This is a genomic window from Agrobacterium sp. SUL3, from assembly GCF_001263295.1.
Taxonomy (GTDB): domain Bacteria; phylum Pseudomonadota; class Alphaproteobacteria; order Rhizobiales; family Rhizobiaceae; genus Agrobacterium; species Agrobacterium tomkonis.
Window position 1 is genome coordinate 198,095 of the sequence record NZ_KQ414498.1, and the last position, 12,748, is coordinate 210,842.

At 59.6% G+C, this 12,748-nt stretch carries 12 protein-coding genes; 11 read left to right on the forward strand and 1 reads right to left on the reverse strand.

Annotation, left to right across the window (positions count from 1 at the left end):
• Positions 1-185: 185 nt before the first annotated feature.
• The gene (locus tag AKG12_RS01060) at positions 186-1,202 is read right to left on the reverse strand and encodes a polyprenyl synthetase family protein (RefSeq protein ID WP_035219036.1); all 1,017 of its coding nucleotides are present in this window, start codon (positions 1,200-1,202) and stop codon (positions 186-188) included.
• 111 nt (positions 1,203-1,313) lie between these two features.
• On the opposite strand from AKG12_RS01060, the gene AKG12_RS01065 reads away from it, so the two are divergent.
• From AKG12_RS01065 to glyS, 11 genes are all read left to right on the forward strand, one after another.
• Positions 1,314-1,544 (forward strand): putative signal transducing protein, encoded by a 231-nt coding sequence (locus AKG12_RS01065; protein WP_052817160.1) that lies wholly within the window; start codon positions 1,314-1,316, stop codon positions 1,542-1,544.
• A 6-nt stretch (positions 1,545-1,550) separates the two neighbouring features.
• On the forward strand, positions 1,551-2,351 hold the full coding sequence (locus tag AKG12_RS01070) for a tRNA1(Val) (adenine(37)-N6)-methyltransferase (RefSeq protein WP_052817163.1): 801 nt from the start codon (positions 1,551-1,553) through the stop codon (positions 2,349-2,351).
• Between the two features lie 89 nt (positions 2,352-2,440).
• Positions 2,441-3,307, forward strand: coding sequence for a S49 family peptidase (locus AKG12_RS01075; protein ID WP_046800645.1), 867 nt, complete (start codon positions 2,441-2,443; stop codon positions 3,305-3,307).
• Between the two features lie 20 nt (positions 3,308-3,327).
• Positions 3,328-3,522 carry an NfeD family protein gene (locus AKG12_RS01080; protein WP_046800646.1) on the forward strand — a complete coding sequence of 65 codons (195 nt, stop codon included), beginning with the start codon at positions 3,328-3,330 and terminating at the stop codon, positions 3,520-3,522.
• Between the two features lie 208 nt (positions 3,523-3,730).
• Complete coding sequence (locus tag AKG12_RS01085) at positions 3,731-4,711, forward strand: acyltransferase family protein (RefSeq protein ID WP_052817165.1); 981 nt, start codon at positions 3,731-3,733, stop codon at positions 4,709-4,711.
• A gap of 124 nt (positions 4,712-4,835) precedes the next feature.
• Positions 4,836-5,789, forward strand: a complete 954-nt coding sequence (locus AKG12_RS01090) for a glycine--tRNA ligase subunit alpha (RefSeq protein WP_046800648.1) — start codon at positions 4,836-4,838, stop codon at positions 5,787-5,789.
• A gap of 51 nt (positions 5,790-5,840) precedes the next feature.
• Complete coding sequence (locus tag AKG12_RS01095; protein WP_052817167.1) at positions 5,841-6,281, forward strand: hypothetical protein; 441 nt, start codon at positions 5,841-5,843, stop codon at positions 6,279-6,281.
• Positions 6,282-6,401: 120 nt separating this feature from the next.
• Entirely contained in the window at positions 6,402-6,953 is a 552-nt protein-coding gene (locus tag AKG12_RS01100) for a LemA family protein (protein ID WP_020010489.1), read from the forward strand.
• A gap of 85 nt (positions 6,954-7,038) precedes the next feature.
• On the forward strand, positions 7,039-8,316 hold the full coding sequence (locus AKG12_RS01105; protein WP_052817169.1) for a 3-phosphoshikimate 1-carboxyvinyltransferase: 1,278 nt from the start codon (positions 7,039-7,041) through the stop codon (positions 8,314-8,316).
• A gap of 23 nt (positions 8,317-8,339) precedes the next feature.
• Positions 8,340-10,280, forward strand: a complete 1,941-nt coding sequence (locus AKG12_RS01110; RefSeq protein WP_052817837.1) for a DUF2207 domain-containing protein — start codon at positions 8,340-8,342, stop codon at positions 10,278-10,280.
• A gap of 100 nt (positions 10,281-10,380) precedes the next feature.
• A complete protein-coding gene (gene glyS / locus AKG12_RS01115) occupies positions 10,381-12,603 on the forward strand; it encodes a glycine--tRNA ligase subunit beta (RefSeq protein ID WP_052817172.1) in 2,223 nt (740 codons plus the stop codon).
• The last annotated feature ends 145 nt before the right edge of the window (positions 12,604-12,748 follow it).

The following is a 12,748-nucleotide window of genomic DNA, read 5'->3' on the forward strand; positions in this document are numbered from 1 at the left end:
AACCTTTGCCTTTGTGCGAATGCACGGAAAAATCAGTTTCCATTGTTTGGTCACGATAGAATGGCTTTTTTGAAGCAACCCCGCAAGAAATTATGGCCCGGCCACAATTGCGCCTTGCGAAAAATCCGGCCCGAAACATCGGGCGGATGGTCCTGCCCATCCGCCGTTCGCGTGGGCCTTCAGCCTCAGTTCAGACGCTCGATGCAGAAGTCGATCACTTCCAGAAGCGCATTTTTCCACGGGCTCTGCGGCAGCGGGGCCAGCGCATCGCGGGCAATGGTGCCATAATGTGTGGCGCGGCCGATCGTATCGCCAAGACCATTATATTTGGTAATCAGGCCCAGCGCCTTTTCGAGGTTCTCGTCGCTGCTTTCGCCCTTTTCAATGGCGTTACGCCAGAAGGCGCGCTCGTCCTGCGTGCCGCGACGATAGGAAAGGATGACCGGCAGCGTAATCTTGCCTTCGCGGAAATCGTCGCCGGTATTCTTGCCGAGATCGGCGGACTTGCCGCCGTAATCCAGCACATCGTCGACGAGCTGGAAGGCAAGGCCGAGATTCATGCCGTAGGATTTCAGCGCGCTACGGGTGGCCTTGTCGGTCTTCGCAACGATCGGGCCGACTTCCGCCGCAGCCGCAAACAGGGCCGCGGTCTTGGCGCGAATCACCTGCAGATAATCGTCTTCGGTGGTTTCCATGTTCTTGGCGACCGAAAGCTGCAGCACCTCGCCCTCGGCGATAACAGAAGCGGCGGTGGACAGCACGTCGAGCGCATCGAGAGAGCCGACATCCACCATCATGCGGAAGGCCTGGCCGAGCAGGAAGTCGCCGACGAGAACGCTCGCCTGGTTGCCCCAGATGGTGCGGGCGGTGGATTTGCCGCGGCGCAGGTCGCTTTCATCCACCACATCGTCATGCAAAAGCGTCGCGGTGTGCATGAATTCCACGCTGGTGGCGAGCTTGATGTGGTGGTCGCCCTCGTAACCGAACATCGAGGCCGAAGCGAGCGTCAGCATCGGCCGCAGGCGCTTGCCGCCGGATGAGATCAGATGGTTGGCCACCTCGGGTATCATCTGGACATCGGAACCGGCCTTGGAGAGGATAAGCTGGTTCACCCGTTCCATGTCGGGGCGGGTCAGGTCGACAAGCGGCTTGACGGATGCGAGTTTGTTTTTGCTTTCTTCAAGCGGTATGACGACGCCCAAGGGACAGGACTCCTGTTCGAATTTGAATTCGACAATAAAAACTGGCGCCTTGCGCGGCAAGGGGCGAATTGCCGCTAGCCATTCAAAAAGATGGGAATTTAGGGCTTATCCATGCGTGAATTGATCCGTACCAACGATGCCGTGCTGCTCTCCTTCGCTGAAAGCCTGATGAAGGACGCCGGCATCCACTGCCTTGTTGCCGATCAGGCGATGAGCATTCTGGAAGGTTCGCTCGGCCTTTTGCCCCGAAGGTTCCTTGTGGAAGAGGAGCGTGCCGATGAGGGGCGGCGCATCCTCGTCGATGCCGGGCTGGGCGACGAGTTGCGGGGCGAAGAGGCTTAAGGCGACGTGGGCGACGATATTTCCGAAACGATTGACGCCTTTCACCGGGGCCGGTTTCACATCCTTCAGCCGAAGGGCAGGGGGCACCGCGCCGGCATGGACGCCATGCTTCTGGCCTCGCTGGTGGCCGATGACCGCCCCTGCCGGATTGCCGATCTCGGTGCGGGCGCAGGTGCGGCGGGTTTTGCGGTTGCCGCCCGGCTGGAGACGGCCGAGGTGACGCTCTACGAACGCTCGCCGGAAATGGCGGATTTTGCCCGCCGCAGCCTGTTATTGCCTGAAAATGCTGGCTTTTCCGCTCGGCTAAGCGTGCGCGAGGCCGACGTGACGCTGCGGGCGAAAGCGCGTGTCGAGGCGGGCTTGCCCGATGATTATTTCCATCACGTCATCATGAACCCGCCCTATAATGATGCGGGTGATCGCCGCACGCCGGACGCCCTGAAGGCCGAAGCCCACGCCATGACGCAGGGCCTGTTCGAGGACTGGATCAGAACCGCAGGTGCGATCATGGTTTCGGGCGGGCAGCTGTCGCTGATTGCACGGCCACAATCGGTTGCGGACATCATTGCCGCCTGCGGCAGCCGCTTCGGCGGCATGGAGATTACCCTCATTCATCCACGTCCCGGCGAGGACGCGGTGCGCATGCTGGTTACCGCCATAAAGGGCTCGCGGGCGAGGCTGTCTTTTCGGGCCCCGCTCATCATGCATGCGACTGACAGCCACGCCTTTACCCCCTTCGTGGACGACCTGAACAATGGCCGTATCGCCTATCGCCGCAATGTAAAGGCAATCAAACCCGGCTTATAAATATCGCCGTTCCGCTGGCCGCACCATTGTGTTTTCCCGGGCGATACATACATGCCTGACGAATAGGCAAATGCTGCGAGGATTGAGTTGTGGGTTTTTTGAAGTATCTGGTACCGAAACGCTTTCGCAAAAAAGAACTCGTCATCCCTGTCGTGCGCATGCATGGTGCGATCATGGCGGGCGGCAGCCAGTTTCGTCCCGCGCTTAATCTAGCCTCCTATGCGCCGCTGCTTGAAAAGGCCTTCGCCATCAAGGACGCGCCGGCCGTCGCCATCTCGCTCAACTCTCCCGGCGGCTCTCCGGTGCAGGCGCGGATGATCTATAATCGCATCCGCCAGCTTGCCGAGGAAAACGAAAAGAAAGTCCTGATCTTCGTTGAGGATGTGGCGGCCTCCGGCGGCTACATGATCGCGCTTGCCGGTGATGAGATCATTGCCGACCCCACCTCCATCGTCGGCTCGATCGGCGTCGTCTCCGGCGGTTTCGGTTTTCCGGAAATGCTGCGGAAGATCGGCGTGGAGCGTCGCGTCTACACGGCCGGCGAAAACAAGGTCATCCTCGATCCCTTCCAGCCGGAAAAGGAAGGCGATATCGACTACCTGAAGTCGCTTCAGGTCGAAATCCACAATGTTTTCATCGATATGGTGAAGATGCGCCGCGGCGCGAAGCTGGTGGACGACGAGACGATCTTCTCCGGCCTGTTCTGGACCGGCATGCGCGGTCTCGATATTGGCCTGATCGACGGGCTGGGCGATATGCGCGAGGTGTTGCGCCGCCGTTACGGCGAAAAGGTCAAGCTCCAGCTCGTCAGCGGTGGGCGCACCCTGTTCGGCAAAAAAGTGCCGGGCGTGAATGCGGCACTCGGGCTGAATGGCGAAAGGCTCGCTGCCGGGGCAGTCTCGGGACTTGCGGAGGTTGCCGAAGAAAAGGCATTGTGGTCGCGTTTCGGTCTTTGATGTCGCGGGAATAGAGCCTTATGGCGCAGCTGATTACAATCATCCTTCTGGTGGTGGGATCCATCATCCTTTACCGCCGCTTTGTGCGCGATGCGCAAAAGCTGTCTGCAAAATCGAAACAGCGCGAAAAGGAACGCGAAACCGGCGCTATCGGCACGCTGATCAAGGACCCCGAGACGGGCGAATATCGCGTCAAGCGCGAGGATGATGCGTAACCGCGGGCGCGAAGCGACGCGTTTCGCGGGCACCGGGGCTTAAGTCACAGGTTAACCCAAAAAGCAGCTTGTTCAGATATACCCCAATTTCTGCAAGTATTTTCGCAGGATTTATGCAACTACTGGTCCACGATATTTGAGATCGATCTGCAGCGCTTCGCCCAAAGCCGGCTGAAGCCTCGCACGAGGTTGCTGGACGGGGTATTTTTTGCAGAAAGTTCATTCCATTCAGTTTTTGCGAGCAGTCGCAGCGCTGGCAGTCATGTTTTTCCACATTGCCGGCACGCCTTTCACGATCGGCGCAGCCGGAGTGGATGTTTTCTTCGTCATATCGGGATTTGTCATGGGGCTGGTCGCTGACAAGTCGCCGCCCGGCAAGTTCCTGCGCCATCGTCTCTTCCGCATCGTGCCGCTTTACTGGGCCGTCACATTCGTCATGTGCCTTGGCGCACTGGCCGGGGTGTTTTCCACCTTCACCTTCACGATGGAGCATCTCTGGAAATCACTGCTCTTCGTCCCCTATGTCAACGCTGCGGGCCAGGTGACGCCGCTGGTGCTGGTGGGCTGGACGCTGAATATGGAGATATTCTTCTATCTCGTTTTCGCGCTGGGTCTTGCATCGCGCGCGCCGATCGCCGTAACCGTCGTCATCCTGTCGGCAATGGTGGCCGTGGGGCAAATGGCGGACTGGCAATCGCCGTTCATGCAGATTTGGGCATCGCCCCTGCTGCTGGAATTCCTCGCCGGGCTTATCCTGTCCCGGATTGCCTTTGCGGGCATGCGCAGTGGCATCGCCGCTCTGGCCCTGTCTTTTGTCGGTTTTGTTTTCGCGGCCGGTATCGGTGAGCAATTTGGCCTTTTGCGCATAGTGAGCTGGGGTTTGCCTGCCTTTCTGCTCGTCGCGGGTTGTGTCTGGATCGAAAGAGCCGGGGGCTGGCCGGAATCGTGGCTGAAGCCTTTCGAAATTGTTGGCGACGCCTCCTATGCGCTTTATCTCCTGCATGGTCTGGTCAATTCGATAGTCCTGAAGGTCATTGCGCCAGGCTTTGCGGCGAGCATCGTGATCGTTGTTGTTGCACTGGCTGTGTCTATTGCGGCGCATATTCTGTTCGAAAAGCCCGTCATCAGGCTTTTCAGAAAGTTCGCCGATCGCGGTGTCGCAAGTTCACGCGCAGAAGCTGCGGGCTGATCAGCCGAGGGCCGAAGGCGGCTTTATGCATAAAACCTTGACCCCCACGCCATGCCGTGGCACGTGTCCGCATCCGAAGTAAGTCAGTGCTTACTTGTCCTCCTAACGCCGCGATGACTGCAAAATGACCGATATTCCAGACCATATGAACCCGAAGCGTTCCTTTCAGGCGCTGATCCTGACGCTGCACAATTACTGGGCCGACAAGGGCTGCGCGGTGCTGCAGCCTTACGATATGGAAGTGGGCGCGGGTACATTTCATCCGGCAACGACGCTGCGCGCACTCGGGCCGAAGCCGTGGAAGGCCGCCTATGTGCAGCCATCGCGTCGTCCTTCCGACGGTCGTTACGGCGAAAACCCCAACCGTTTGCAGCACTATTACCAGTACCAGGTCATTCTGAAGCCCAACCCGTCGAACCTGCAGGAACTCTATCTCGGTTCGCTGAAGGCGATCGGCCTCGATCCGTTGCTGCACGATGTGCGCTTCGTTGAGGACGATTGGGAAAGCCCGACGCTCGGCGCCTGGGGTCTTGGCTGGGAATGCTGGTGCGACGGCATGGAAGTGTCGCAGTTCACCTACTTCCAGCAGGTTTGCGGCATTGAATGCTCGCCGGTCGCCGGCGAATTGACCTATGGTCTGGAGCGTCTGGCCATGTATGTTCAGGGCGTCGACAATGTCTACGACCTGAACTTCAACGGCCGCGAGGGTGAAGAGAAGATTTCCTATGGCGACGTCTTTTTGCAGGCCGAGCAGGAATATTCCCGCCACAACTTCGAATTTGCCGATACCGGCATGCTGCATCGCCATTTCATCGACGCCGAAAAAGAATGCCAGGCGCTGCTCGCCGCCGGCGCGCCTGATGATAACGACAACCAGCGCCTGCACAAATGCGTTTTCCCGGCCTATGACCAGTGCATCAAGGCAAGCCATGTGTTCAACCTTCTGGATGCGCGCGGCGTGATCTCGGTGACGGAGCGCCAGAGCTATATCCTGCGCGTGCGCACGCTGGCGAAAGCCTGCGGCGAGGCCTTCCTGCTGACGGATGCGGGCGGGCTGAACTGGAACAGGGCCGCCTGATTTTTGAAGGCGGGTTCAAGCCGAACTTTTAATGAAAATGGAAGGCCGTTCTTGACGGCCTTTTATTTTGTGTGGATTGGTATCCTTAATAGAGCAGTGGGTTTAACCGTGAATAATATTAGAAATTTCTGTTTTTTATTTGTGCTTACACTCGGATGCATTTTCGGCAATGGCGCGGCTGCGGAAACGACAGACTGGATGAGCGGCAAGGATGCCTTTGCCCGCGCCGACAAACTGCGTTCTTTCGGAATGATCGTCACCCGCATGGAATGCAAGGATAGCGGCCAGCGCTCTCTCGATGTGGACAGCGCGCTCGTTCGCATGCACTACACGCGTAATACGAAAATGCTCGACTGGGTCATTGACGGCTGGAATCATCTGGAAGGAAACAAGGAATATTGGGCCGAGCGCGGCTACAGGCTTGCCTCCTATACTCTTTTTGTACGCAAGGTATCCGGTCTGAAATTATATTGTACCGTCTTTTATAAATAACGGGTGTTTGCTTCCCGCAGCGTCTCTCTTCCGGCAAAAACACAGAGAATGACCGAAGCCTCATGACTTTGCGGGAATGAGCGGCTATCGTGCGCGCATCGAAGCTGGGAATCGCAATTCATGTTCATCACGCTGGCAATCATCGCGGCAATCGCGCTTTATGTCGTCTTCATCTATAACGGGCTGGTCAAGGCGCGGCAGATGAAGGAAGAGGCGTGGTCGGGCATCGACGTGCAGCTGAAGCGCCGCGCCGATCTCATCCCCAACCTCATCGAGACCGTGAAGGGTTACGCGGCACATGAAAAGAGCACCTTCGAGGAGGTGATCGCCATGCGCAACCGGGCGCAGGCCGTGCCGGCAGGGGATGTCGAAGGCCGCGCCCAGGCGGAAGGGCTGCTGTCGCAGGCGCTCGGCAAACTCTTCGCGCTCGCCGAAGCCTATCCCGATCTCAAGGCCAATACGAACTTCCTGGAATTGCAGCGTTCGCTTGAAACCATCGAAGGCGAGCTCCAGATGTCGCGCCGTTATTACAATGGCGCCGCCCGCGATCTCAACGTCAAGGTGGAAAGCTTCCCCTCCAATCTGGTTGCAGGCCAGTTCGGATTTGCCAAGGCGCCCTATTTCGAGATCGAGAACCCGGCTGACCGCGCCGTGCCGACAGTGAAGTTCTAAGGGTACTGCCCCCCGCGGCCTAAAACCTCCCGCTCAAATTCCGATAATCCGGCTCTTCGCCGCATTCATTGACAAGACGACAATCATGATCGAATTGACCATCACCCCGCCCGACCACCCGCTTTCCGGCAAGGTCGAACCGCCCGGCTCCAAATCCATCACCAACCGTGCGCTTCTCTTGGCTGGTCTTGCCAAGGGCAAAAGCCGTTTGACCGGCGCACTGAAAAGCGATGACACGCTTTATATGGCCGAAGCCCTGCGCGAGATGGGCGTAAAGGTAACCGAGCCTGATGCCACGACCTTCGTGGTGGAAGGCACGGGCGTTTTGCAACAGCCGGAAAAGCCGCTTTTCCTCGGCAATGCCGGCACCGCCACGCGCTTCCTCACTGCCGCTGCCGCACTTGTGGATGGTGCCGTCATCATCGATGGCGACGAGCATATGCGCAAACGCCCGATCATGCCGCTGGTGGAGGCGCTGCGTTCGCTCGGCGTCGAAGCGGAAGCGCCGACCGGTTGCCCGCCCGTCACCGTCTGCGGCAAGGGCACGGGTTTCCCGAAGGGCAGCGTCACCATCGATGCCAACCTGTCCAGCCAATATGTGTCGGCACTTCTGATGGCCGCCGCCTGCGGCGACAAGCCTGTCGATATCATCCTCAAGGGTGAGGAAATCGGCGCGAAAGGCTATATCGACCTCACCACATCAGCCATGGAAGCCTTCGGTGCCAAGATTGAGCGGGTCAGCAACGCCATCTGGCGCGTGCATCCGACCGGCTATACCGCGACGGATTTCCACATCGAGCCGGATGCCTCCGCCGCCACCTATCTCTGGGGCGCGGAACTTCTGACAGGTGGTGCGATCGATATCGGCACGCCCGCCGACAAGTTCACCCAGCCGGATGCCAAGGCCTACGACGTCATGGCCAAGTTCCCGCATCTGCCCGCCGAAATCGACGGTTCGCAGATGCAGGACGCCATTCCCACCATCGCGGTTCTTGCTGCCTTCAACGAAACGCCGGTGCGCTTCGTCGGCATCGCCAACCTGCGCGTCAAGGAATGCGACCGTATCCGTGCCGTTTCGCTCGGCCTCAACGAAATCCGCGATGGTCTGGCACATGAAGAAGGCGACGACCTGATCGTTCATGCCGATCCCGCACTTGCAGGCCAGACGGTCGATGCTTCCATCGACACCTTCGCCGATCATCGCATCGCCATGAGCTTTGCGCTGGCGGCGCTGAAGATCGGCGGCATCGCCATCCAGAACCCGGCCTGCGTGGCCAAGACCTATCCGGGCTACTGGAAGGCGCTCGCCTCGCTGGGCGTCGATTACACGGAAAAGGAAAGCGCTGCCGAGCCGCAGCACTGAAGCCAATGAGGAGGGATCGCCCCGTGAAGACCATCGCCGCAAGATTTCTCGCGCTGTTCGTCTTCCTGGGCGTGGCCTTTCCAGCCTTTGCGGAGGAATTCATCCGCTCCTACCATTCCGTCGTCGAGGTGGCGGCGGATGGCAAGCTGGCGGTGACGGAAACCATCACCGCCCGCGCCGAAGGCCAGAACATCAAGCGCGGCATCTTCCGCGATTTTCCGCTTTATGCGCTGGACGCGAATAACCGCCGCACGAAGGTGGATTTCAACGTCGTTTCGGTCGAGCGCGATGGCACGCCGGAAAGCTGGCGCACCGAAAATATCGATGGCGGCATCCGGATCTATACCGGCAGCGCCGACCGTTTTCTGCCGACCGGCGAACATGTCTTCCAGATCACCTACACCACCGCCCGGCAAATCCGTTATTTCAGCGATTATGACGAGCTGACCTGGAACGTCACCGGTAATGGCTGGCAATTCCCGATGGGGGAGATTTCCGCGACCATCACTCTGCCGCAGGGCGTCAAGGCCACCGATACCGCCGTCTTCACCGGCCCGCTTGGCGCGAAGGGCAAGGATGCGCGCATCCTCAGCGAAGGCAACGAGGTGTTCTTCGCCTCCACCCGCCCGTTTACGGTGGGCGAGGGTATGACGGTTGCAGTCAAGCTGCCCAAGGGTGCGATTGCCGCCCCCGATACCTCGCAGGAGGCGGGCTGGTGGCTGCGGGATAATCTCGCCATCCTGCTTTCGGGCGGCGGGCTTCTGGCTGTGCTGTTTTATTACCTGCGGGCATGGTTCGCCGTTGGCCGCGATCCGGCGAAGGGCGTGGTCGTGCCGCGCTGGGATGCGCCGGAGGGCCTTTCTCCGGCTCTCGTCAATTATGTCGACAACAGGGGTTTTTCCGGCGCTGGCTGGACGGCACTCTCTGCCTCGGCCCTTGATCTGGCGGTCAAAGGTTATGTCGTTCTGGAAGATCTGAAGAATTCCATCGTCATCCGCCGCACGGAAAAGGCAGCCGCCGCCGATCTGCCGACTGGGCAGAAGACGCTGCTTTCCTCCATCGGCGGTCCGGGCGAGACGCTCACCATCGACAAGGCCCATGGTGCGGAGGTCGAAAAGGTCGGCAAGCAGTTCCGCGCGGCGATTGAAAAAGAGCATCGGGGCAAATATTACCACAGCAATTCCGGTTATATTTTCTTCGGCATCTTCTTCAGCATCGCCCTCATCGTTGCAACACTGGTCTTCGGCGATCTGGATGAGTTTGCCATTGCCGCCGTGCTGGTCTTCGGCTTTTTCGCCTTCTTCTTCAGCATCCTGTCGATCGGCATCGGCCGGCAGTTCTCGCGCGGCGCATCTCTGAGGAAACGCATCGGCGGTATCGTCATGCTGGCCTTTGCCGGTTTCGTGGCTTTTTCAGCCATCGGCGGCATCGCCACACAAGTCCTGCTGGATGTGACGCATGACACCAAGTCGCTGGCGCTGGCGGCTATCGGTGGCATCGTGCTTACCAATGCGCTTTTCCTGTTTCTGATGGGGGCGCCCACACCGCTCGGCCGCAAGCTGATGGACGGCATCGAAGGCCTTAGAACCTATCTGACGCTGGCGGAAAAAGACCGGATGAACATGGCGGCCGCTCCCGCCATGTCGCCGCAGCATTTCGAGACGCTGTTGCCCTATGCCGTGGCGCTCGGCGTTGAAAAACCGTGGAGCCGCACCTTCGAGACCTGGCTCGCAACAGCTGCCGCAGGTGCCGCCGTGGCAAGTTATGCGCCCGGTTGGTATTTGGGCAGCAATTACGGCAGCTTCGGCGACAGGATCGGCGGCTTTTCCACCTCCATGGCGAGCACCATTGCCTCCACCATCCCACAACCCGTCAGTTCGTCCAACTCCAGCTTTTCGGGTGGTGGCGGCGGCGGCGGTTTTTCCGGGTCCGGTGGCGGCGGCGGTGGTGGCGGCGGCTGGTGAAGCCTGCCAGCGGTAATTTAACCGAATGCCTTGGTGACTTTTGCCGCGTTGCTTGCTAAGCCGACCGCAATCGTCCGACAACAGATAAAGTCCTGATCCCATGCCCGATCTTCTGCTTGAACTCCGCTCCGAGGAAATCCCCGCCCGCATGCAGCGCAAGGCGGCGGGCGATCTGAAGAAACTCGTCACCGATGCGCTTGTGGAGAGAGGGCTGACCTATGAGGGCGCGCGTGAATATTGGACGCCGCGCCGCCTGACGCTGGATATTCGCGGCCTCAACGCCCGCTCCGCCGATGTGCGCGAGGAAAAGAAAGGCCCGCGCACCGACGCCAATGAAAAGGCCATCGAGGGCTTTCTGCGCGGCGCCGGCCTCAACGATATTTCCGAGGCTCAGGTCGTTTCCGATCCGAAGAAGGGCGATTTCTACGTCGCCATCATCAACAAGCCGGGCCGCCCGGCGGAAGAGATCATCGCCGAGGTGATGCCCGGCATCATCCGCTCCTTTCCCTGGCCGAAATCCATGCGCTCCGGCCCGGCCTCCATGCCGAAGGGTTCCAGCTATGCCGGCATCGAAGGCAAGGGCTCCGAAAGCCTGCGCTGGGTACGCCCGCTGCAATCCATTGTCTGCCTGTTCGGCCCCGAACATGACGAAACTCAGGTCATTCCTTTCGCCATCGACGGCATCGTCGCCGGCAACGTCACCTATGGCCATCGTTTCCATGCGCCCGGCCCGATCACCGTGCGCCGTTTCGAAGATTATGTTTCGAGCCTCGAAAAGGCGAAGGTCATTCTCGATGCAGAGCGCCGCAAGGATATCATCCTGCACGACGCCAAGGATCTGGCTTTCGCCAACGGCCTCGATCTGGTGGAAGACGAAGGCCTGCTGGAAGAAGTCTCCGGCCTCGTCGAATGGCCGCAGGTGCTGATGGGCACCTTCGAGGAAGACTACCTGCAGATCCCTGCGGAAATCATCCGCCTCACCATCAAGACCAACCAGAAGTGTTTCGTCACCCGCAATCAGGGTGCGGAAGAAGGCCTTTCCAACCGCTTCATCCTGATCTCGAATATCGAGGCAAGCGATGGCGGCAAGGAAATCATCCATGGCAATGGCAAAGTTGTGCGCGCCCGCCTGTCGGATGCCCGCCACTTCTGGAACCGCGACCAGGGCGATCTGCCCGATCTGGAAACGCTGAAAGATTCGGCTGCGAAATTCGGCCTCGATCTCAAGAAGCCGCTCGACCAGCGCATGGCGAAGCTCGATGCACTGAACGTTACCTTCCATGCCAAGCTCGGCACGCAGGGTGAGCGCGTTACCCGCATTCGTGAACTGGCAAGGGTGCTGGCCCCGGTTGTCGGGGCGGATGAGACGCTGGTAGACCGCGCCGTGGTACTGGCGAAAGCCGACCTGCGCACCGAAGCCGTCGGTGAATTCCCCGAGCTTCAGGGCCTGATGGGCCGCAAATATGCGGCACTTCAGGGCGAAAACGAAAGCGTCGCCGCGGCCATCGAAGACCACTACAAACCGCAAGGCCCCTCGGATCGCCTGCCGGCCGACAAGGTGGCCATCACGGTCGCGCTGGCCGACAAGCTCGATACACTCGTCGGCTTCTGGGCCATCGATGAAAAGCCAACCGGTTCGAAGGATCCCTTCGCTCTGCGCCGTGCGGCGCTCGGTGTGGTGAGGATTATTCTGGAGCGGAATGTTCGCCTGCCAATAGCGGGCATTTTTGAACCGTGGCTGCAGCACGTTACGGAAAACGTAACTTTCGCAAAAAATCCAGATGACGTCATGTTTGAAGTTGAGGCTGATCTCTTGGCCTTCTTCCATGACCGCCTGAAAGTCTATCTCCGCGATCTCGGCGCGCGTTACGATCTGATTGACGCCGTCCTGACACCGGAATCCGATGATCTGCTGATGATCGCCCGCCGTGTCGAGGCGCTCACCGCCTTCATTACCGGTGAGGAAGGCCGAAATCTTCTGGCGGGCGCCAAGCGCGCCACCCAGCTTTTGGCCGCCGAGGAAAAGAAGGGCACCGTGGTTGCCGATGGCGTCTCTGATGAGCTGCTGAAGCTTGATGCCGAAAAGGCGCTTTTTGCGGCGATCAAGACTGCCTCTGCCGATGCCGCGGAGGCCGTCGAAGGTGAGGATTTCCGCTCGGCCATGCAGGCGCTTTCGACGCTGCGCGTCCCTGTCGACAAGTTCTTCGAGGATGTGCTCGTCAATGACGAGGATGCGGCCATCCGCGCCAACCGTCTGGCGCTGCTGAAGGCCATCCGCGAGGCGACCGGAACGGTTGCGGATTTCTCGAAGATTACGGGGTGATGGTTTCGAGGTGAAAGGCGACGGTTGCGTACGCGGTTCACCCCCCTCTGTCCTGCCGGACATCTCCCCCTCAAGGGGGGAGATCGAATCGTGGCGACGTGTCGATCATCTTCGACGGTGAAAATTTTGCGGGGAGCGCCCCTCT

Coding starts and splice junctions, on each gene's coding strand:
- AKG12_RS01080 (WP_046800646.1), top strand. CDS start 3,328: ATGGCGCAGCTGATTACAATCATCCTTCTGGTGGTGGGATCCATCATC.
- AKG12_RS01090 (WP_046800648.1), top strand. CDS start 4,836: ATGACCGATATTCCAGACCATATGAACCCGAAGCGTTCCTTTCAGGCG.
- AKG12_RS01065 (WP_052817160.1), top strand. CDS start 1,314: ATGCGTGAATTGATCCGTACCAACGATGCCGTGCTGCTCTCCTTCGCT.
- AKG12_RS01100 (WP_020010489.1), top strand. CDS start 6,402: ATGTTCATCACGCTGGCAATCATCGCGGCAATCGCGCTTTATGTCGTC.
- glyS (WP_052817172.1), top strand. CDS start 10,381: ATGCCCGATCTTCTGCTTGAACTCCGCTCCGAGGAAATCCCCGCCCGC.
- AKG12_RS01105 (WP_052817169.1), top strand. CDS start 7,039: ATGATCGAATTGACCATCACCCCGCCCGACCACCCGCTTTCCGGCAAG.